This is a genomic window from Rhizobium sp. NLR22b (assembly GCF_019685295.1).
GTDB lineage: Bacteria > Pseudomonadota > Alphaproteobacteria > Rhizobiales > Rhizobiaceae > Rhizobium.
This window is the reverse complement of record NZ_JABDWM010000028.1, coordinates 1-20514: the sequence shown is the minus strand read 5'-3', so window position 1 is coordinate 20514 and position 20514 is coordinate 1. Positions and strand designations below refer to the sequence as shown.

Below are 20514 nucleotides of genomic sequence, written 5' to 3'. Positions count from 1 at the left end.
CCCGTCGCTTAGTAGCTTTCAAGAAAGCCCTCCAAATCATCGAGTGAATTCCGAAAAGAATATTCTTAAGTTTTAGTTATTTTGGCGAGCCGTGAACTCGGTTAGGAAAGGGCATTTGTCGCGGAGCCGACAAACGACGACAGTGCAGATTGTCGCAATTCTGTATCTACATTTCCTTTTTGGACCAGTGTTTGGTCAGGGTTTTCGTTGATCGGTTTCGTCCTCGGCGAGGATTCGCCAGGCGGCGCCTTGAAGGTCGTCGTACTGGCCGCTCTTCAGCGACCAAAGGAATGCCAGGAGTCCTATTCCTCCCATCAGCAGCGCGATCGGTATGAGATAGATCAACATGTTCATGCGGCTTTGACCTCCGCGCTCCTGCCGATCCGCCCTCGAATGTGCATACCCGGACGCTTGCTGAAGGCGTTCAGGCGCAGTGCGTTCGTCACGACGATGATCGAAGATGTCGACATTGCCACCGCCGCTATCAGCGGCGTCGCTAATCCGGCGATGGCGATCGGCACCGCCAGCACATTATAACCAATCGCCAGAACAAAGTTCTGCCGGATCAGCGTGGCAGATCTTCTCGCAATGGCGATCGCTTCCGGAACAGCGTCAAGGTGATCGTTGAAGAAAACCAGGTCGGCTGCCTGTCTGCCAATATCGGAGGCAGTGGCCGGCGCCATCGAGACATGCGCGGCTGCAAGCGCCGGGGCGTCGTTGATCCCGTCGCCGACCATGAGCACGCGACGACCTTCGCCATTCAGCCTCTGGCATTCCTCGACCTTCTGTTTCGGCGTCAGAGAGCCCAAAGCCCTCCCGATGCCCAGAGCATGCGCCGTATTGTCGACGACGATCTGACGGTCGCCGGACACGATCAGCGTTTCAAGGCCGGCTGCGTCGAGCTGGCCGATGGCCTCGCGAGCGCCCGGGCGAAGCGTGTCATCGAAGAAGAAGCGGGCAAGATCGACGCCGTTCTGCGACAAGACCACTTCCGAGAACGGACTATCGGCGGTGCGGGGCACGAAGCTGGTTCCGCAGGCAAACGCCGTGTTGCCCAATCGATAGACGTCAGCGCCCTTCCTGGCTTCCAGTCCCCCGCCGGGGATTTCCGTGACGCTGTCGAAGGAGATGGGGGCGGTTTCGGTGCCCCGCACCAGAGCCTGAGAAAGAGGATGCCGTGAATGCACGGCCAATCCGCGGGCGATTGCCGTGGTGTTCTCTTCCATGGCGTCCACCTCGACAAGGCGCAGCCTGCCCATCGTCAAGGTGCCCGTCTTGTCAAAGGCCACGGTGTCGGTCTCGGCCAGTCTTTCGAGTGCTGAGCCGTCCTTCACCATGATGCCCTTCCGGAAAAGCTCCCCCGCGGCGACGACCTGGACCACGGGCACGGCAAGGCCCAATGCGCATGGGCAGGTAATGATCAGGACCGCTACCGCGACCAGCATTGCCTGTTTCCAGTCTCCGCCGAGGAGGCCCCAGGCAAGAAAGGAGACCAGCGCCAACAGATGCACGGCCGGCGAATAGAGCGCCGCAGCGCGATCGGCGATCCTGCGATAGCGAGCTCTTCCACCCTCGGCGGCTTCCATCAGGCCGATGATCTCCGAAAGAAGCGAATTCTTGGCAATGCGCGTCGCGCGCAGGACGAGCGAGCCGGTCAGGTTCATCGCGCCCGAACTCACCTCGCTGTTACCGGCGACGGCGACGGGGCTGCTCTCGCCGGTGACGATGGAGAGATCCACGTCGCTTTCTCCGCTGACGACTACGCCATCGACGGGAACCCTTTCGCCTGCCGCTATCGAGATTTCATCTCCCACCGCGATCTCTTCTACCGCAATGTAACGTCGGGACCCGTCCGGATTGATCAGCAAGGCTCCGCGCGGCGCCAGCCTTGCAAGTCCGTTGATCGCCGCCCGAGCCTTTTCCCGCATGATATGATCGAGGGTCCTGCCGATCAGCAGGAAGAAGAGCAGCGAAACCGACGCGTCGAACCATGCATGTTCACCGTGATGGATGGTCTCCCACAGTGAAACGGCATAGGAGAGCGTCACGGCGAGAGAGATCGGAACGTCCATGTTGGTGCGCCCGTGGCGGAGCGCATTCCAGGCCGATTTGAAGAAGAAACGCCCGGCATAAACCAGCGCGGGCGCTGCTATCATCGCCGAGATCCAATGAAACATGTCGCGTGTTGCGGCATCTGCGCCAGACCAGACCGATACCGAGAGCAACATGATGTTGGCGGCCGCAAAGCCGGAAACGCCGATCGCCAGGAGAAGCTGATTTCTGGTTCTGTCGTTTTCGGCGGCCGAGGGGGTAAACAGATGCGCGCGATATCCGGCCGAGTTGATCGCTGCGAGGATCTCGGACGGATCGGCGGCATGTGTCTCCATCTCCTCCTGGTAGACGCAGGTTACCCTTCGAGCCGTAAGATTGACGCGCGCCGTCTTGACGAAAGGAAGTGTCAGTAACGCCCCTTCTATGGTCGAAATGCAGCCACCGCAGTGAATATCAGGAACGCTCAAGTCCAACTGGCGCAGTCCGCCGCCGAGCGGCTGGCTGGCAAGGCGGACCTCTTCGGCACTGGATGACGTCATGCTGAGAGCAAGCATGCTTTCCGCGTCCATGGTGCAGCAGGTCATCGGTCCAACTCCTTGGTATCGATGCGTTTGGCCTCATGCATGACGACCAAGCCGTCGTTTCGCGAGATGGCCTCGACGATCCAGTCACCCTCGGCCAGGTTGTGATCTGCTTCGAACCGTCCCTCGGCTGTTTTTCTGAGCGTGAGGTGGAAGTCTTCGTGATCTCCGACGGGTCGCTTGAAATTCAGCACGACGTCGTCGACGGCCGCAGGCGCGCCGCTCTTGTCGTGAATGTCGTAGCGGATCTGATGCCCTCTTATGGAGAGATCGCCCGCGACGCCGGAAGCGGCCATTGCCTTCATCGCCGCCGCTTTGCGGTTGAACTCCTGACTGGCGACATAGGTATTTTCCACGACCAGACCGCTCCAGCTGGAGGAAGCATAGAAGGCCATGGTGACATTCACCGCGATCACAACAGCGAAGAAAGTCGAGGTCGCAACCAGCATGTGCAGGCCTGTAAAACCTTGGGCAGAGGTCTTCATTTGGTGTCTCCCGGTGCATTGAACGCCGCGCGGTAGGCTGCCCGATCGGCATGATCGGTATCTTCGATAACGAACAGAAATTCATTGATCGGGGCTCCGGTAGGCTTGCGCGTAACGAAGACCTTGAGCGTCGTGGCCGCGTCGGGTTCGGCATAGACTGTAAAGCTGCGAGCGTCTTCCTTGCCGAACTCGGGAATACGCATCGTCGCCCCCTCCAGCCCGACCAGGCTTATGTTCACATCCCTGGGCTTCGGCACCATGTTCAGGATACGAAGCGTGTAACCATTCCGCAGCGAGCCGTCGCTTTCCAGAACATACTGGGGGTTTCGGTCGTGAACGACGTTGAGTTCAAGGCGCTCCCGAAAGGTGAGATGGACGAGCATGGCCACGCCGACCGACGCCCAGGCGACTGCGTAAAACACGGTTATCGGACGAAAGATGATGCGCCAGTTGAAGTGCCGGATCGCCGGAACGAAAGTCCCATCATCGTTTCGAACCCTCGACGGCTGGACGGCTGTTCTCCCTACCCTGGTGGCAAGCGACATGTTGCTCGAGTATTCGCTCAGGGTGGCGTAGGCTATCAGGCCGCGAGGCTTCCCGCGCTTCTCCATACGACCGTCGCAGGCGTCGATGCAAAGCGCGCATGTGATGCACTCCATCTGCTGCCCGTTGCGAATGTCAATTCCCATCGGACACACGGCCACGCAGGCATTGCAATCGACGCAATCCCCGACCGGGATGCCCCTGGCTCGCGCGCTCTTGGGATACCGCGACCGCTGCTCGCCCCTCCAGGCATTGTAGGTGACGACGAGAGAATTTTCGTCGAGCATCGCACCCTGGATGCGTGGCCAAGGGCACATATAGGTGCACACCTGCTCTCGCATGAGACCGCCTAGCACATAGGTGGTTGCGGTAAGGATGGCGACGGTCGTGTAGGCGGCTGCAGGAGCGTGGCCGGTGAACAGCGAAACAAGCAGGCTCGGCGCGTCGGCAAAATAAAAGATCCACGCTACCCCCGTGACTACGCCTATCAGCAGCCAGATCGAATGCTTGACGACGCGCTTTCTCAGCTTGGCAAAGCTCATTGGCCTAGCGTCAAGCTTCATTCGCGCGTTTCGATCGCCTTCGATCGCACGCTCGACGACGAGAAAAAGATCAACCCAGACCGTCTGCGGACAAGCGTAGCCGCACCATGCGCGGCCAACCGCGGAAGTGACGAGAAACAGGCCGAGGCCCGCCATGACGAGGAGACCCGCTACATAGTAAAATTCCTGAGGCCAGATTTCGATGAAGAAAAAGAAGAAGCGCCGTGAGGAAAGGTCGATGAGGATTGCCTGGTCAGGCGCGTAAGGCCCGCGATCCCAGCGAATCCATGGCGCGAGATAGTAGATGCCGAGCGTAACCAGCATGACGATCCACTTGAACCGACGGAACCGTCCCTCTGCACGCTTGGGAAAGACCTTCTTCCGAGGAGCGTAGAGAAGCTGCCGGTTGCGACGGGCGTTGACTGGCTCGCCACTGAGCCTTTTGATGTATCGGGATCTGGTGCGGTGCGGAGGTTCATGGGGCCTAGCGGACTTCATCTGCCGTTGTCCCATCTGCTGCGCATCTGCCCTTGATGCAGATCAAGAGACAAGGCCTTCCCGCGAAAGGAAAACGCCATGGAGAGAGGGCGTGGCTTTGGGGGGCTGCGGGGAACAAGCAACCACGCTGGAACGTCCTCGACAAGGCTATTGCAACCGGCTTGTCTGCTCGTGGTCTTTGAGGCAGGTCCAACTGATGATCGACCTGCCGATCTTTGCCGGATCTTCCTGATTGGAAGGGGGCGGCGTGGCCTTGCCGCGTCGTGCCGCGTGATCGTATCGTGGCGCGCGGCGTGCCATAGAGATCGAGGATCGGGTTGTGGCCGTGAGCTGTCATGGTTTTCTCCTCACGTCCCGCCGCCGAGCGAATGGACGAAAATCGTAAGTTCCTTGACCGTCGTATCGCCGAGGCGCCCTTCCCAGGCAGGCATGACGCCATGCTTGGGAGCGGCCACCTGACGGATGATCGCATCCTCGCCGCGTGCCTTCAGCCAGATCGCATCGGCGAGATCCGGCGCGCCCATTTCGGCTTTTCCTTTGGCGTCGTCGCCGTGACATGCGGCACAGTTATCGACGAAGACCTGTTTTCCGGCCTCTGCGAGACCGGGGTCCGACGGTGTATTGGTCAGTCCCCAGACGTAAGCCGCGACCTGCCTTGTCTGGAGGGGATCCAGAACATCGGCAAAGGGCGGCATCTCGGAAGCATGAGTGTCCGTATCCTCGTTGAAGCGAATTCCATGCGCGATCGTCGCTTGGATGGCATCCAGGTCTCCACCCCACAGCCAATCGTCGTCGTTGAGGTTCGGAAATCCCGGGCCGCCGCTTGCTCCCGAGCCATGGCACGGCGCGCAGTTCACCTTGAATGCAGATGCGCCGCCGGCGACCGCGAATTCGCGAAGAGCAGAATCGGAATCGATCTCGTGCACCGTCTTGGCGGCGATCAGATCACGCAGCGTCGTCTGCGATGCTTTGGCCTGATCCAGGTTCTGCTGCAACTCGGCGCGGCTGGAGAAACCCAGCATGCCCTTGGTGGCGTCGGTAACCATCGGGATCGCGGGATATGCGATCGCATAACCCAAGGCCCAGACGATGGTGGCGTAGAAGGTCCACACCCACCAGCGGGGCATCGGATTGTTGAGTTCGCGGATGCCGTCCCATTCATGTCCGGTCGTTTCGACGCCGCTAAATTCATCGATATGTTTTTCCGACATCTCAATCGTCCTTCAAGGGAATATCGGCGGCTTCTTTCGCCGTTTGCTTGCTGCCTGGGCGAAGGGTGAACACAACCGCGCCGACGAAGAATGCCGCCATTGCCAAAAGGCCCCAGCTGTCAGCGAAGTGTCTCATTGCAGTGTAGGTTTCCATGGATCACCTCATCGGTAGCCGGTCGCGTCGTCGTAGGTCGAGAAATCGACCAACGTTCCGAGCATCTGCAGGTAGGACACCAGGGCATCCATTTCGGTCAGCGCAGCAGGATCGCCGTCGAAATCGCCGGTCTTCGCCTTCGGATAGCGGGCAAGCAGGGTCGTCCTATCTGCGTTCGGATCGGCTTGGGCCTTCATGTCGGCCTCCGCATTCGCCAGCATGTCGTCGTTGTAAGGCACGCCCACGTCCTCGTTGGCCTTTAGGTCCATTCCCACGTCCTTGACCGTCACCCTCTGCTCTTTGAGGAAGGCGTAACTCGGCATGATCGACTCCGGCACGACCGCCCGTGGATCCGCGAGATGCTGGACATGCCATTCGTTGGAGTAACGTGCACCGACACGCGCCAGATCCGGCCCGGTTCGCTTGGATCCCCATTGGAAAGGATGATCGTACATGGACTCGGCCGCGAGCGAATAATGGCCGTAACGTTCGACCTCGTCGCGGAACGGCCTGATCATCTGGCTGTGGCAGAGGTAGCAGCCTTCGCGGATGTAGATGTTCCGGCCGGCCAATTCGAGCGGCGTATACGGCCGCATGCCTTCCACCTTTTCAATCGTATTCTGCAGGTAGAACAGCGGTGCGATTTCGACGATGCCGCCGATGCTCACGACGAGCAGCGAGCCGACGAGAAGAAGCGTCGCGTTCTTCTCGAGGATCTGATGTTTATCTAGTATCGATGCCATGTCTCACCTCATTCGGCAGGCTGTGGTTGGGGCACGAAAGTGGTTGGGATTGCAGCTTCGTCGCGCAAGTGGCCGCGGATCGTCATGAACACGTTCCAGGCCATGACGAGACCGCCTGCCAGGTAAAGCGTTCCGCCGATCGCGCGCAGCACGTAGTAGGGGAACATCGCCGCGACTGTCTCCGCGAAGGAATAGACGAGGAAGCCCTGAGAATTGTACTCGCGCCACATCAGCCCCTGCTGGATGCCGGCAACCCAAAGCACGGCGGCGTAGACGACGATCCCGAGGGTTGCGAGCCAGAAGTGCCAGTTGACCATCCGCAGGCTGTAGAGACGCTCGCGTCCCCATAGCTTCGGCGTCAGATAGTAGATCGCCCCGAAGGTGATCATACCCACCCAGCCGAGGGCGCCGGAATGCACGTGGCCGATCGTCCATTCGGTATAGTGGCTGAGCGAATTGACGGTTTTCACCGACATCATCGGGCCTTCGAAGGTCGACATGCCATAAAAGGCAATGGCGACGACCATCATACGGATGATCGGATCGGTGCGGATCTTGTCCCAGGCGCCCGAAAGGGTCATGAGGCCGTTGATCATGCCGCCCCAGGAGGGCATCCAGAGCATGATCGAGAAGACCATGCCGAGCGTCTGGGCCCAGTCGGGCAGTGCCGTGTAGTGCAGATGATGCGGGCCGGCCCAGATGTACATGAAGATCAGCGCCCAGAAGTGGATGATCGAAAGCCGGTATGAATAGACCGGTCGGTTGGCCTGCTTCGGCACGAAATAATACATCATTCCCAGGAAGCCGGCGGTGAGAAAGAAGCCGACGGCGTTGTGGCCGTACCACCATTGGGTCAGCGCGTCCTGGACACCCGAGGAGACAGAATAGCTCTTGGAGCCAAGGAACGAGGTGGGAACCGCTAGGTTGTTGACCACGTGCAGCATGGCGATGGTGATGATGAAGGCAAGGTAGAACCAGTTTGCTACATAAATGTGCGGCTCTTTGCGCTTCAGGATCGTCCCAAAATACACAGCTAGGTAGGCCACCCAAACGATGGTCAGCCAGAGGTCGACGTACCACTCAGGTTCGGCATATTCACGGCCTTGGGTGATTCCGAGAACGTATCCGGTCGCAGCCATCACAATAAAAAGCTGGTAGCCCCAGAATACGTACCAAGCCAGGCTGCCGCCGAAAAGACGTGCGCGACAGGTGCGTTGCACCACGTAGAACGATGTCATGATGAGCGCGTTGCCGCCGAAGGCGAAGATGACCGCCGACGTATGAACGGGCCGCAGCCTCCCGAAATTGAGATAAGGGGCGATGTTGAGGTCGGGATAGGCAAGTTGCAGCGCGATGATCACGCCAACCAGGAAGCCGACCACGCCCCAGAATACCGTGGCGATCAAGCCATACCGTATCACCTCGTCGAAGTAGCCGGACTTATCGGCGTTACGCTGTTGGCCTGCCGGCGAAAATTCAACCTTGCTGACCATCAGCACAGCCCCCATAACGAGGCAGAGGCAAAGTATGCCCATATGAACCGCAAAGAGATGATCATGCGCGAATGCGGCTAGTAGCAGCGCTAGAAACGCCGCGACCGCGATCACCATCGTTTCCGTTGTGTAATTCATGATGTCGTCCCCAGTACGCCGACGACCGCGTCGCGGCCGTCTTTCTCGCCAGGACTGTCATGAAGCCGCGAATTGCGCCTTGATCTGCGTCAACGAGAGGTCGGGAAAACGGGACTGCGCTACGATTATAATACAATGGGTCGTTTAGTCGTTCGGCACATTGCAACTGTCCTGACATCACGCTGGGTGTGTTAGATCACGTTTTTGTGGTGGATCAGTTCTCCCGGATTGGCGGAACGCGTGATGGGCCAGGTGTTATAGACGAGCGCACGACGACAGATGCAGCCCATCAAACAATGTCAGAGTTTGCTGACGCGCTATAGGATCAACCTGAGGAAGGTGGCCGGAAGAAAAATTATGTTTTTGGCCGACATGCCGTAGGAAACGCCGAATTTAGGGCGCTGCACCCTTGAGGTGAGATGTCCAGAAGGAGGGCTTAGGAAATCGTTGCTAACATCGGCTGGGATACATGTTTCGAGCGGCAACTTGTCGACGGCGTGCAAGCCCGGCGTATAATCAATGAAACACGAGCCGATTGGAAGCAAGCTGCGCGCTTCGCTCGATCGTGTCAGAAACGCCGCTACGGGTGAGCGGCATTATTGTTCCTCTCTATGTTGGTTGTCTGGTCAAAAAGGGGGCCGCCAACACCTGGTTCGCCAAGATAGGTGGAAGTCTCCGATTCGATCAGAGCGTTCCGCAGGGAGCGTTCTCCTCTCGTCGTACAGGGCTGCGCGAGTCGTCCGGCGGCTGGAAGTTGCGCCGAAGACCAACCGCAATGCCATCAAATGGAGGCGCTAGTCATATGCCACCGCGGCGCGGACTGCCGCCAGCCGCATCAATGACCGCGAATGCGAGCTCAATACCTTGCGATGGGTTCTGGCGACCAGCAAGCACTTCATGATCGAGCCTGAGTCAGACAACGATATGCTGGCGCACCGGAGTCGAAGGCTATCAACGTCAGCCGCATTGGACTGCCTCGTCTTCAATAACGGGAAAGCGCCGATCCGGAACCTACAACCCTATCCGTATTCACCGGTCGGGTCTGTCCGCGCCCTGTCCGTGCGATGAAGACTGCATGTTGAACTCGACGATGTGCTGGGTTATCAGAGCGGTGGAACAGGCGATCGCCGCCAGCGATCAAATGGCTACCAAGTCGACGCGTCCCTGGGCGATGGCCAGATCAAGCGATTTCGCCGCCGCCTCCATTCGGGCGTCGCTTGTGGCGCTGTTTAGTCGTTCTCTATCACAAGATCGCCAATGGCTGCAGGATGCATTTGTTCGTGGATGTTTTGCGCATGTGCCATGGCGCTCTCGTAGTCAACGTGAAGGTGGACGCGCGACATCGCGCCATTAAGCTCGGTCACCACGACCTTTGATCCGATGGCGACGGCGCGCGTGCCTCCCGTTTCGACGAGGCGCATCGCGAAATCGATGTCGGTTATGATGCAAAGGCAGGGCCTGCCGTCCTCTTCAAAGCATATCGAGCTAATATCGTGTTGATCAAGAAAGACACAGAGAGCATCGCGTTCTGCAACACTCGCGACAGCTAATACTGCTGTGTCGCGTGCTACTGTCACGGATCTGGAGTATTCGTGGCCTGTGATGACTGTGCCCGTCGCCGCTCCGTTATTAGTCAGTGCTTTGCACACTATGGTGACTGCGTGCTTATTAGCATAATCCACTGCCCTGTGGTGCAGCACCTTTGCGCCCTGTCGCGACATCTGCGCGATTGTCCCATACCCAATCTTCGGGATTAATCGTGCCCCTGGTACAAGATGAGGATCTGCCGTGTAGACGCCCTTAACATCTGAATATATTTCGCACACTTGCCCTCCCAACATAGCCGCGATCACGACCGCTGTCAGATCGGAGCTGTTTCTGCCGAGAAACGTTAGTCTGCCAGACTCATCAACTGCCTGACCACCCGCGACAACGACAATGTCATGCTCCTGAAGTGCAGCCCTGATTGGCTGAGGATCGACGCTTTCAACTGAGGCGCGACCGAAGTCCGAATTTGTGCGTATCCCTAGGACATAGCCGTTCAACGACGTTACGGGAATCCCAAGGCGACTGACCGCAGCTTCCAACAGGCACGCACTCAGCATCTCGCCGATAGCAAGCGTCGCATCGAGATTCGATGGCGTTGCTTCCCTATTGACGCCAAGCACGGTTGATTTCAGCTCGTCGGTCATTCCAGACATTGCGCTGACCACGGCAACTATCTTGCTTCCTCCTTCAGCTCGCAGCTCAGCTAAATACCGAGCAACTCGGGCATAATGGCAAGGGTCTCGAAAACTCGAGCCCCCGAATTTGACAATAGTCGTCTTCATGATTCACCGATCAAATTTTTGGCGATCGCAAGCTGTGCGATGAGGAGTGCGTTGAGTGCGGCCCCAACCTGAACGTTGTCGGCTACAACCCACATCCACAGCCCGCGCGGGTTCTCTGGATTAACTCGGACCCGTCCGACGTGAACATCTGCAGGATCTCCCAGATAGCGCGGCGTTGGATATCCGTCAGCATAAAGTCGAACACCTGGTTCATTTGCCAGGAGCTCATGGACCTGTTCTAGTCGAACATGTTCGTCAAACTCGACGTATACCGCCTCGGAATGACCCGTCTTTACCGGCACTCTGACGCAGGTGGCGGCTAACTGCAGATGAGGCATACCGAAGATCTTCCGTGACTCTTGAACCAGCTTGCGTTCCTCAAGAGCCACGCCTTCGCGGGAAATCTGTCCGATCTGCGGTATGACGTTGAATGCAAGAGGGACAGGGAAGCTCTCCGCAGCGGGTCCGGTGCTCCCCTCGAGCCAGGCTTTGACACCGTCTTCCAGCTCCTTAATCCCGCGCAGGCCAACTCCTGAGGCGGCTTGAAAGGTGGTCAAAAGAACCTGGCTAATGCCGAACGTCGCTATCAACGGTCGCAGTGCCCGAACCAGCTGTATCGTGGAGCAATTTGGATTTGCTACTATTCCAGACGGTGGACGAACCGTAAGTGAACACGCGTTAACTTGTGGTACGATGAGGGGTACGTCAGGCCTCATTCGAAAGGCATTCGAGTTATCAATCACCAAGGCTCCTTGGGATGCGAACCGAGGTATCCATACGCCGCTTACGTCGCCGCCTGCAGAGAAGAATGCAATGTCGGTTTTGGTATCACCGATATCGCTAATGTCGCGGAGTGCCTCAACCTGGTATGTTTGGTCTCGAAACTTGAATTGGCGCGCACCCGAACTGGAGGCGAACATCCGCAGTCGGTTGACCTTAATCTCACTTTTTTCCAATAACTTGATCAGGGCCGTTCCGACCGCCCCGGTTGCTCCAACGATAGAAATATCTAATGGTCTCATGAGTACCTCATTTAGACGCTCGTGGTTGGATCTTGCTTTCAATATTCGAAGCTCGCTTCGGCCGCCCAAGGATGTAACTGGAAGTCTGTCGTCGCGGCTTGATGCACAGTTCAATGCCTCCTCTCTTCAGATCGTTGGACTTTCGACCTGGTGTTTCCTGCAATAATTGCCTCCGAATGGCAGATTGGACGCCTAGAAAGGTCTTCGCGTCGCCAGCCGGATTTGCTTTCAGGAAGCTGCCATGCGGCCTTCTCCACGTCTTCGAACCGATGCGATAGTCTCGCAATTTGGACGGTGCCGGCGGCTTCTAGCGCTCGGAACGGAATTCAAGATTCGTGCGGTGAAAGATGATCAACGGCGATATGAGTCTGGCAGTTCTTTGGACAGACGCGGGCGCACGCTCCGCAGCCGATACAGCGGCCGGGATAATCAATGACCATGATGACCCGACTGAGTTCACCATTAAAGTCGTCCTCGCCATCGCAGGCACCGAGCATGTCGCCTGCTTCATCGATGCCGTAGGGATGCATGACCTCGCGTGAGCAGACCTTGAAGCAGCGACCGCAGCCAATGCAGGTCGCAGGGTTGATCGAATTCAAATATTCCGGCATCCATTGGGATCCGTCGCGAGTCACGCATGAGCTTGTCATAGATTCCTCCAATTTAGCGAGTTCTGCCGATGGCAAATGTGACAGCCGAAGGCCCCCCGATTGCCAGACAAAAACGAGTTGGCAGCTGTCTACAATCTTTGCCCAGCGCAGCCTCACCTTCGCTTCGATGTCTTTCGATCTTGTCGGAGATATTCTCGATCCCGGCGGCTTCCACGAAGGTCCGCGTGTCGCTTGTCTCGTCGTAGGTGGCAAATAGTCTGACCGATGCAAACCGCGCTGTCAGTCCCTTCATATCTTGCGTGACGATCGCAATTCGCAGAGCGCCTGCCGGCAGTTTCGGCCGCTGTTGCTGGAGTCTCCCATTGAAGAGTGAGAGGCGACGAATTGATCTCATTTGCGATTCCCGCCTGTCGGTTGGGTCAACTGGACCGTGGGTTCGGAGGGTGGTTGGCCTGAATGATGTTTGCGAGGTCAAAGATCACATCGCGGGTTCCCCGGTATAATATTGTAAGCTTTTGCTGGCTGCCGACGCGGTCGAAAATTGGCAAACCAAGCCGCATCAGCGGAACGCCGAGGCGTTTGGCAGCTTCCCGGCCGTGCGAGTGTGTGGCGATAAGATCGGCCGTTGCGGCGAGACTCTCCAGATCGCTGAGATCACCGACTTTGACGGTGTTCGCCGGTACCATCTCGAGTGCCTTCGAAGTGCCGGTCGTGGCGACTGCGACCGCAATTTCCGCACCCATGGCAGTAAAAAGATTGGAGAACTGGAAAAGCTGATCCGGCTCGGAGGCGATTGCGATCTTCTTGCCTGCCATATGGAAATGTCCGTCGAGCATCGCATCCTGCAGCTGCATTCGATTGCGGCGGACGTTGAGCGGCGCCTGTTTCCGTGACAGAGCGGCAAGCACGCGAATAAAGCGATCGACGTTCTCTAGGCCCGTTAGCGATCTAAACAGGACGTATGGGACGCGGGTCAGTCTCTGTAGCGCTTCAGCCGGTCGCCGCATATGCTCACCGATTGCGATACACTGCATCGCAGTACCAAGATCGCGGATTTCCTGCACTTTCGTGCCGCCATATGTGGTCGGCATCCATTCTTCGGGGATGGACCCGTCGAGCGCTCCCGACACATCGGGAAGGATAACCGGATCGAGCCCGAAGCTTACGGCCGTCTCGCGCAAATGTTCAATATCAGCAACTGTTAAGTTGCAGCCAGGCAAGATCGCGATCTTGCCTGCATCTCGATACTGCTTTTCAGGTCGTGTTATTGCCTCGATCATGGCGGTAACAGCTTTAGACCAACCTTCCTCTATGGCGCCGTCAAAGTCCGGCGTGTTGGCGAGTACCACTTCGGTGCCCACAAGTTCTATCGCCCGCTTGCGTTTTATGTTTTCGACGTCACCGGCGACATCCTCGTCGCGGGCCTCTACCGATGCGGTCGTGCATATCCCGATCAGTCGTGGTCTTGTGCGGGCTTTGAGGCTGAGAATTGCCTCTTCGAGACGATCCGCGCCGCCGACGATTATCGCGGTTTCGTTCATCGCCGTCGTTTGCAGCGGGATCGCTTCATTGAAATGCCTCACGAGCAGTGCGAGCGCGAAGCTCGTACATCCCTGGCTGCCATGGAGCAGAGGTATTGCGCCGTCGACGCCGAGAAAGGCGAAGGCAGCACCAAGCGGCTGAGACGACTTCAGGGGGTTGACCGCCGCCGACTTATTTTGAGATACGACGCGTGCCATAGTACGACCTCAACATTTTTTGCGAGTGATCTCGCGGTTTTGGTTCGACGCGCTTACGCTTCTCTTTTAGCTCGTTTTTAAACGACCAAGGCCGGCTCCCATGGCGCCGGCTCGCGCACCTGCGGCCACATCGGATTGTGGATTGCCAGGTCAATTTGTCGAGCAAGTTGCACCATTCCCTCATAGCCAGCGTAAGCGTGATGACGCTCCTGGTTGATGTCGAGCCAGGGCAGTTTTGCCTTTAGCGCTATATACTGGGTGCGTCCGCCCGACAGCATGATGTCAGCCTTTCTCTCGAGTAGAAGCGAGAAAAGTTCGCGCGGCGACATCGAATCGAACAGGAGGTTCTCCTCCTTCAGGGTCTGTTTCACTCGCTCTCTATCTTCGAGCGTCGATTTCTTGACTGATGTGCCGACGATCTCCATGCCGATCTCCATCAAGGCATGGACGACCGACCATGATTTCACGCCGCCTGTATTTAGAAGCACGCGCTTGCCCTCAAGGCGAGGTCGGTAGGCTTCCAGCCTCTTCCACACTTTTTCCTCTTCTTCCGCTACAAGGATTTCCGTGCGACGCAAAAGCGAGGGGTCGGCACCTTTCCTTACAAGCAGATCGGCGATCCGCCGGAGCGCCTCCGAGGTGCCGGAAATGCCATAGAAGGAGCCCTCAAAAAATGGAATGTCCCAGCGTTCCTGCATCTTACGTGCCAAAGCAACGAACGCTGTCGAACACACCGTCATCGCTGCGCGTGAGCGGTGGGCGGAGGCGACGTGCAGGTATCGCGCGTCTCCCGGGATACAGGCGCGGACGCGGATGCCGAGCTTATCCAAGAGCGGCTTCACCAGCCAGAACTCACCCGAGAGGTTAAATTCGCCGAGTATGTTGATATCGCAAACGCTTGGTTCATCGGCCTCCACGGTACCAATGACATGCTTTAGTAGCGCCTCGCCCGCTAGCTTGTTGCCGAGGTTCTTAGATCCGAGGAAGCCTGGCGCATTGACCGGCACCACTGGTAACGCAAATTCGTCCGACGCTCGCTTGCAAAGAACCTCGATGTCGTCGCCGATCATCGCCGTTATGCAGGTTGAATAGACGAAGATTGCCGCGGGCGCATACCCCTCCTTGATTTCCCGGATTGCTTTAAAGAGCTTCCGTTCACTGTGGCCCATTACGATGTCGATTTCCGTAAGATCAGTCGTGAAGCTCGTGCGCCAAAGTGTTGGACCTGACGAGGCAGTGCCACGGTTGTCCCAGGAATTTCCCTCGCAGGCGAGCGGTCCGTGAATCAGATGCGCGACATCGGTAATCGGCTGCAGTGCGACCTTGGCGCCGTCGAAAGCGCAACCGCCGACAGCCGTTCCCGGGGCCATTGGCCTCGCGCAATTCTTTCGGCGCGCCTTAGGACCCTTGCCGCCGCTCCTTTCACTCGCTAGCTCGTGGAAGGCATCTTTGATTTTGGCGTTGGGCGAGGACATTCGTCTGCCTTCATATCTGGTTTGAGAGATAGGCCGCCTGGCCGGCCGCCGCTCTTAGCGAGTGAGGTCATACGAATAGTCTGTCACACCGGCGTGCATTGTTTCGCGATCGAGGTTGTCGAAGATCTTGTCGAGGATCGCGGTCAAAAGACGCAGTCCGCCCTGGTAGCCCATGAGGGGGAATCGATGATGATGGTGCCGGTCAAAAATTGGAAAGGTCAGCCGAACCAGTGGGGTACCGGTGTCCCGTTCGAGATACTTCCCATAAGAATTGCCTATCAGGAGATCCACGGGCTCAGTGAAAAGTAGCGAGCGCAGTGCCCAGAGATCTTTGCCTGGCCAAACCTGTGCATTCTTCCCGAAGGGCGAGGATGCGAGGAGTTCCTTCATCTCGTCCTCCCAAGCTGAGGTGCCGTTAGTGGCAAGGCAGTGGGTTGGCTCGCCGCCGGTTTCCATGATGAAGCGCGCCATCCCATAGACGAAATCTGGATCGCCGTAGATCGCGTATTTTTTTCCATACAGCCAAGCTTGGCTGTCCGCCATCGCGTCGATGAGTCGCCCGCGCTCCAGACGGATCACCTCGGGAATTTCTCTCGTGGAAATGTCAGATATCGCCATCAGGAGTTCGTCGGTAGCTTCGACGCCAAGAGGATAGCGGAAGGAGGTCGTCGCTTGTCCAACGGCTCTGCAGTAATCCAGCGTCTTGCGAGTGTTGTAATATTGCAGGGACAACGTCCCCTCCGCGTTCAACGCCGCCTTCACGTCATTGATTTTGGTCCCCCCGTCATACATACGAAAGTTACCATCGGAGGGGGTATCGAACTGATCTGATGCGTCCTGGATGAACATGTAAGTCACTTGCATCAAGTCGAGCAGGCGTTTTAATTCGCGATTGTTCCCAACGCAGAAGCCATCAAATCCAGGAATGATGTTAATAGAAGCGGTGGCTTCACTTCGCGCGGTGCCCTTCCAGAAATTCTCCAGCACACCTTTTACCATGCTGTCGTAGCCATCGACATGGCTGCCGACAAAGGCTGGTGTGTGGGCAAAGGGGACATCGAAATCGCGCGGGACCGAACCTTCACTTTTGGCATTTTCGATAAAACCATGCAGGTCATCTCCGATGACCTCTGCCATACATGTGGTCGACACCGCGATCATCTTCGGGTTATAGAGCTTGTACGTGTTGGCGAGACCGTCGACCATATTTTTCAGGCCACCAAAAACAGCCGCGTCTTCTGTCATCGATGACGAGACCACCGATGACGGCTCCTTGAAATGGCGCGATAGGTGCGATCTGTAGTAGGCAACGCAACCTTGGCTGCCATGGACGAACGACATCGTTCGCTCGAATCCCGCCGCTGCGAACACCGCACCGAGGGGCTGGCAGGCTTTGGCTGGATTGACGACAAGGGCTTGGCGGGCCAAGTTTTTCTCTCGGTATTCCCAGCTCTTCGTGAATTCGCGCTGGTCCGACACGACCTGATCCGGGTGTGGGCACTCGAATTTCAGCTTTTTTTTGGCCAACATCTTCCTGTATTCCGGCTCGCAGAATAGGGGCGCGTGGTCGAGAGTTTTCTCAGCTGACTGCGGCATAGGGTCACCTCTTTCGATCTGGCCGCGGCTCAAGGGCGGTCCAGAAACATGCGTCGTTTAAGCCGTTGCGCGTTTACGCGCGAACGCTATGTTCTCACCCAGCAACCGCCGCCAAAATGCGGTCATTTTTCCAGGGCGCGTCGTAGAGACCCCAAACTGGATTGTTGATGGCCATGTCCATGTCCCGAGCGAAAATTGCGAAGCCGTCATAACCGTGATACGGACCAGAATAGTCCCAGGAGTGCATCTGACGGAATGGAATGCCCATTTTCTGCACCGGGTATTTTTCTTTAACGCCGGACCCGACGAGATCGGGCCGAATTCCCTCAATGAATTTCTCAAGTTCATAGCCAGTCACATCGTCGTAGATCAGCGTGCCATCTTTTACATAATGGCCAGTGCGCTGATAGTCGTCGCCGTGACCGAATTCGTAACCGGTTCCTACGATTTCCATCCCGAGGTCCTCATAGGCGGTGACGACGTGACGAGGACGCAATCCCCCGACGTAGAGCATCACCCGTTTGCCGGAAAGGCGCTGCCAGTATTTGTCGATTACGGCCCAAACGAGGGGTTGGTATTTGGCTATGACCTTTTCGGCTTTTTCTTGGATCTCCGGCCCGAAGTGTTCGGCAATGTTGCGCAGCGAGGCATCGATTTGGGAGTGTCCAAAGAAATTATATTCCATCCAAGGGATGCCATATTTTTCCTCCATGTGCCTGGAGATGTAATTCATCGACCGATAGCAGTGAATGAGGTTGAGTGCCGCTCTCGGCGCGCGCTCCACTTCGGCGAGAGTTGCATCTCCGGACCAGTTGCCGACCACGCGCAATCCGATCTCCTCGAGCAGGATGCGTGAGGCCCATGCGTCGCCGCCAATGTTATAGTCGCCTATGACATTTACGTCGTAGGGACCTGGATCGAATTTTATGTCTTTCTTGTCGAAGACCCAATCTCGAATTGCGTCGTTGGCGATGTGGTGGCCAAGCGATTGCGACACGCCACGGAAGCCTTCGCAGCGTACTGGCACGACGGTCGTCGCGTGTTCTTTGGCCTTCTTTCGCGCTACGGCCTCAATATCGTCGCCAATCAGACCGATCGGACATTCCGATTGTAGGGTGATGCCATTGCTTAGCGGGAAAAGTTCAGCAATCTCATCGATGACCTTTTCCAGTTTCTTGTCACCACCGAAAACGATATCTTTTTCCTGAAAATCAGATGTAAATTGCATCGTCACGAATGTGTCGATGCCTGTCAGACCGACGTAATAGTTGCGACGTTGCGACCAGGAATATTGACCGCAACCCACAGGCCCGTGTGAAATGTGAACCATATCCTTGATTGGTCCCCAGACGACACCTTTTGAACCGGCATAGGCGCAGCCGCGTATCGTCATCACGCCTGGAACAGACTTGATGTTCGACTTTACCTCGCATTCGCTGATCGCGTTTGCGTCCGTTTCGCTCGTTGCAACGCTAAGGTGTTTACTGCGGCGCTTCGCTGCTTTGCCCGGATATTGCGACAGCACGTCTGCAATAAGCTTCGCATGGAAGTCACTGTCATTGTCGTATTTGAGGCTCATTGACACTACCCCTTAGAAAATCCGGATGTATCCTCACGGCGAAACCTCCCTCACGAGACGGCGGGCGCCTTGCGTGTCGCTGCGCGTCAGTGTGATCACTGGGCAGCTATCAACTTGGCATCCCTTGCTTGAAGTTCGGCAAGCATCTGCTCATCGGTTTTCATGATCCCGAAATCGAGCAGCATGTCCTCAAGTTCTTCCATGGTGATGGGGGTCGGGATGGTGCCTTTGCCCGAATTGTCATGTATTCTTTGGGCAAGTGTCCGGTACTCGGCCGCTTGCTGAGAGTCCGGCGCATATTGGATCACCGTCATCTTTCTAAGTTCTGCATGTTGGACAATGTTGTCGCGTGGCACGAAGTGGATGAGCTTGGAATTGAGTTTGGCAGCCAGCGCTTCGGCGAGGTCGAGTTCGCGGTCGGTCTGACGCTCGTTACAAATTAGGCCACCTAGGCGCACGCTGCCGCCTGCAGCATATTTCAGGATGCCCCTGGCGATATTGTTGGCGGCATAGAGTGCCATCATTTCGCCGGACATGACGATGTAGATTTCCTGAGCTTTGTTTTCACGGATCGGCATCGCGAAGCCGCCGCACACAACGTCACCGAGCACGTCATAAGACACGTAGTCGACATCGTTGTAGGCGCCGTTCTCTTCGAGAAAGTTGATCGACGTGATAACGCCGCGTCCCGCGCATCCGACGCCTGGCTCCGGGCCGCCAGACTCCACGCATTTGATACCTTTATAGCCTACCTTGAGCACGTCTTCGAGTTCAAGATCTTCAACCGAACCTCTCGTTGCTGCGAGATCAAGAACCGTATCCTGGGCCTTCGAGTTCAAGATCAGGCGCGTAGAATCGGCCTTAGGGTCACAGCCGACGATGAGGATCTTCTGCCCATGGTCCACAAGGGCGGCTAGTGTGTTTTGGGACGTAGTGGACTTGCCAATTCCGCCCTTTCCATAGAATGCAATTTGACGCAGAGCTGCCATGTCTGGCGTTCCTTCATGTGTTCGAGGCGGTGCGGTTATCCTGCAACGCGGATGCCGAGGCCGTCCCGCGGCCTCGCAATAGCTCTCAAGATTCGTGCCAAGCGGGCCGATTGAGCTGACGAACAATAATTCGCTGCGATTCCAGTTATGTGGACGTAAAATACGGGATTGAGAACAAGAACGCTTGTCACGTAACCGACAAAGGTGATGACAATGTCGAAATAGATTGTCACCGTCTAAGGGCTAATGAATGGTGGCCCTTTGTGCAATATCTGACCAACCGACAGGATGTCTCTTTTTGGGTAGCTTCTAGAACTATTGTTAGAGCAGCTGCTATCCCATCACCAGACCGGCCGTAACGAATTCTGATCGCCCCCGTAAAGAGTTGTCTTCGGTGAATATTGATGATGATCATGCCATCTAAGCTCGACTGCGCTACGGCGAGTGGGCTACTTGACAAGGAAGACGTCACTCGCGCCTCGACTGGTCCCCTACATAAGGCTAACTTCCTGCTCTGCTGTCGGTCATGATAGTGGCAGTGATGTCAATGAAGCTCTCGCCCCTGCTCACGCGGTCAGCAATCATGACCACTCGACGATGAAGAAGTGAACCGCGCCGGGTTTGCCGGAGGCTCCAACTTCTGAGAAAGTGGAGCCGATATGAGCAAGACAACGAACAAGTTTTCACCGGAAGTCCGCGCCCGAGCCGTGCGGATGGTTTTGGATCACGAAGG

At 56.9% G+C, this 20514-nt stretch carries 15 protein-coding genes and 2 pseudogenes; all 17 read right to left on the bottom strand.

Annotated features, from left to right (window positions below):
* Nucleotides 1-195: 195 nt before the first annotated feature.
* Complete coding sequence (ccoS, locus tag HJC00_RS29670; protein WP_011649551.1) at nucleotides 196-354, bottom strand: cbb3-type cytochrome oxidase assembly protein CcoS; 159 nt, start codon at nucleotides 352-354, stop codon at nucleotides 196-198.
* Entirely contained in the window at nucleotides 351-2636 is a 2286-nt protein-coding gene (locus tag HJC00_RS29665; protein ID WP_168301771.1) for a cation-translocating P-type ATPase, read from the bottom strand. The genes ccoS and HJC00_RS29665 overlap by 4 nt, the downstream gene beginning before the upstream one ends.
* The gene (locus HJC00_RS29660; protein WP_097544498.1) at nucleotides 2633-3118 is read right to left on the bottom strand and encodes a FixH family protein; all 486 of its coding nucleotides are present in this window, start codon (nucleotides 3116-3118) and stop codon (nucleotides 2633-2635) included. Before HJC00_RS29660 ends, HJC00_RS29665 begins: the two co-directional genes overlap by 4 nt.
* Nucleotides 3115-4682, bottom strand: a pseudogene (ccoG, locus tag HJC00_RS29655) (cytochrome c oxidase accessory protein CcoG). Before ccoG ends, HJC00_RS29660 begins: the two are co-directional and overlap by 4 nt.
* 166 nt (nucleotides 4683-4848) lie before the next feature.
* Nucleotides 4849-5038 (bottom strand): annotated as a pseudogene (locus HJC00_RS32890) (hypothetical protein).
* A gap of 10 nt (nucleotides 5039-5048) precedes the next feature.
* Complete coding sequence (ccoP, locus tag HJC00_RS29650) at nucleotides 5049-5912, bottom strand: cytochrome-c oxidase, cbb3-type subunit III (RefSeq protein WP_168301769.1); 864 nt, start codon at nucleotides 5910-5912, stop codon at nucleotides 5049-5051.
* A 1-nt stretch (nucleotide 5913) separates the two neighbouring features.
* Nucleotides 5914-6066: a CcoQ/FixQ family Cbb3-type cytochrome c oxidase assembly chaperone gene (locus HJC00_RS29645; protein WP_003568501.1), complete on the bottom strand. Its 153-nt coding sequence runs from the start codon at nucleotides 6064-6066 to the stop codon at nucleotides 5914-5916.
* Between the two features lie 8 nt (nucleotides 6067-6074).
* Nucleotides 6075-6809: a cytochrome-c oxidase, cbb3-type subunit II gene (gene ccoO, locus HJC00_RS29640; protein ID WP_168301768.1), complete on the bottom strand. Its 735-nt coding sequence runs from the start codon at nucleotides 6807-6809 to the stop codon at nucleotides 6075-6077.
* Nucleotides 6810-6817: 8 nt separating this feature from the next.
* The gene (gene ccoN / locus HJC00_RS29635; RefSeq protein ID WP_221114697.1) at nucleotides 6818-8440 is read right to left on the bottom strand and encodes a cytochrome-c oxidase, cbb3-type subunit I; all 1623 of its coding nucleotides are present in this window, start codon (nucleotides 8438-8440) and stop codon (nucleotides 6818-6820) included.
* Between the two features lie 1229 nt (nucleotides 8441-9669).
* Entirely contained in the window at nucleotides 9670-10770 is a 1101-nt protein-coding gene (locus HJC00_RS29630) for an aspartate kinase (RefSeq protein WP_221165054.1), read from the bottom strand.
* Nucleotides 10767-11792, bottom strand: a complete 1026-nt coding sequence (locus HJC00_RS29625; protein ID WP_168301765.1) for an aspartate-semialdehyde dehydrogenase — start codon at nucleotides 11790-11792, stop codon at nucleotides 10767-10769. The genes HJC00_RS29630 and HJC00_RS29625 overlap by 4 nt, the downstream gene beginning before the upstream one ends.
* Before the next feature lie 326 nt (nucleotides 11793-12118).
* Nucleotides 12119-12442 (bottom strand): ferredoxin III, nif-specific, encoded by a 324-nt coding sequence (fdxB, locus tag HJC00_RS29620; RefSeq protein WP_168301764.1) that lies wholly within the window; start codon nucleotides 12440-12442, stop codon nucleotides 12119-12121.
* 380 nt (nucleotides 12443-12822) lie between these two features.
* Nucleotides 12823-14142 (bottom strand): nitrogenase iron-molybdenum cofactor biosynthesis protein NifN, encoded by a 1320-nt coding sequence (nifN, locus tag HJC00_RS29615; RefSeq protein ID WP_168301763.1) that lies wholly within the window; start codon nucleotides 14140-14142, stop codon nucleotides 12823-12825.
* Nucleotides 14143-14219: 77 nt separating this feature from the next.
* Nucleotides 14220-15617: a nitrogenase iron-molybdenum cofactor biosynthesis protein NifE gene (gene nifE / locus HJC00_RS29610; protein WP_168301762.1), complete on the bottom strand. Its 1398-nt coding sequence runs from the start codon at nucleotides 15615-15617 to the stop codon at nucleotides 14220-14222.
* A gap of 54 nt (nucleotides 15618-15671) precedes the next feature.
* Nucleotides 15672-17213, bottom strand: a complete 1542-nt coding sequence (nifK, locus tag HJC00_RS29605; RefSeq protein WP_168301761.1) for a nitrogenase molybdenum-iron protein subunit beta — start codon at nucleotides 17211-17213, stop codon at nucleotides 15672-15674.
* Nucleotides 17214-17307: 94 nt separating this feature from the next.
* Nucleotides 17308-18792, bottom strand: coding sequence for a nitrogenase molybdenum-iron protein alpha chain (nifD, locus tag HJC00_RS29600; protein WP_168301760.1), 1485 nt, complete (start codon nucleotides 18790-18792; stop codon nucleotides 17308-17310).
* Nucleotides 18793-18887: 95 nt separating this feature from the next.
* Nucleotides 18888-19781, bottom strand: coding sequence for a nitrogenase iron protein (gene nifH, locus HJC00_RS29595; protein WP_003551759.1), 894 nt, complete (start codon nucleotides 19779-19781; stop codon nucleotides 18888-18890).
* Nucleotides 19782-20514: the final 733 nt, after the last annotated feature.

What these genes read in the sequence shown, in the direction of transcription:
- nifN (WP_168301763.1), bottom strand. Translation starts at nt 14,142, where the DNA reads ATGGCACGCGTCGTATCTCAAAATAAGTCGGCGGCGGTCAACCCCCTG.
- HJC00_RS29630 (WP_221165054.1), bottom strand. Translation starts at nt 10,770, where the DNA reads ATGAAGACGACTATTGTCAAATTCGGGGGCTCGAGTTTTCGAGACCCT.
- HJC00_RS29645 (WP_003568501.1), bottom strand. Translation starts at nt 6,066, where the DNA reads ATGGAAACCTACACTGCAATGAGACACTTCGCTGACAGCTGGGGCCTT.
- ccoP (WP_168301769.1), bottom strand. Translation starts at nt 5,912, where the DNA reads ATGTCGGAAAAACATATCGATGAATTTAGCGGCGTCGAAACGACCGGA.
- ccoN (WP_221114697.1), bottom strand. Translation starts at nt 8,440, where the DNA reads ATGAATTACACAACGGAAACGATGGTGATCGCGGTCGCGGCGTTTCTA.
- nifE (WP_168301762.1), bottom strand. Translation starts at nt 15,617, where the DNA reads ATGTCCTCGCCCAACGCCAAAATCAAAGATGCCTTCCACGAGCTAGCG.
- HJC00_RS29660 (WP_097544498.1), bottom strand. Translation starts at nt 3,118, where the DNA reads ATGAAGACCTCTGCCCAAGGTTTTACAGGCCTGCACATGCTGGTTGCG.
- HJC00_RS29665 (WP_168301771.1), bottom strand. Translation starts at nt 2,636, where the DNA reads ATGACCTGCTGCACCATGGACGCGGAAAGCATGCTTGCTCTCAGCATG.
- fdxB (WP_168301764.1), bottom strand. Translation starts at nt 12,442, where the DNA reads ATGACAAGCTCATGCGTGACTCGCGACGGATCCCAATGGATGCCGGAA.
- nifD (WP_168301760.1), bottom strand. Translation starts at nt 18,792, where the DNA reads ATGAGCCTCAAATACGACAATGACAGTGACTTCCATGCGAAGCTTATT.
- nifH (WP_003551759.1), bottom strand. Translation starts at nt 19,781, where the DNA reads ATGGCAGCTCTGCGTCAAATTGCATTCTATGGAAAGGGCGGAATTGGC.
- ccoS (WP_011649551.1), bottom strand. Translation starts at nt 354, where the DNA reads ATGAACATGTTGATCTATCTCATACCGATCGCGCTGCTGATGGGAGGA.
- nifK (WP_168301761.1), bottom strand. Translation starts at nt 17,213, where the DNA reads ATGCCGCAGTCAGCTGAGAAAACTCTCGACCACGCGCCCCTATTCTGC.
- ccoO (WP_168301768.1), bottom strand. Translation starts at nt 6,809, where the DNA reads ATGGCATCGATACTAGATAAACATCAGATCCTCGAGAAGAACGCGACG.
- HJC00_RS29625 (WP_168301765.1), bottom strand. Translation starts at nt 11,792, where the DNA reads ATGAGACCATTAGATATTTCTATCGTTGGAGCAACCGGGGCGGTCGGA.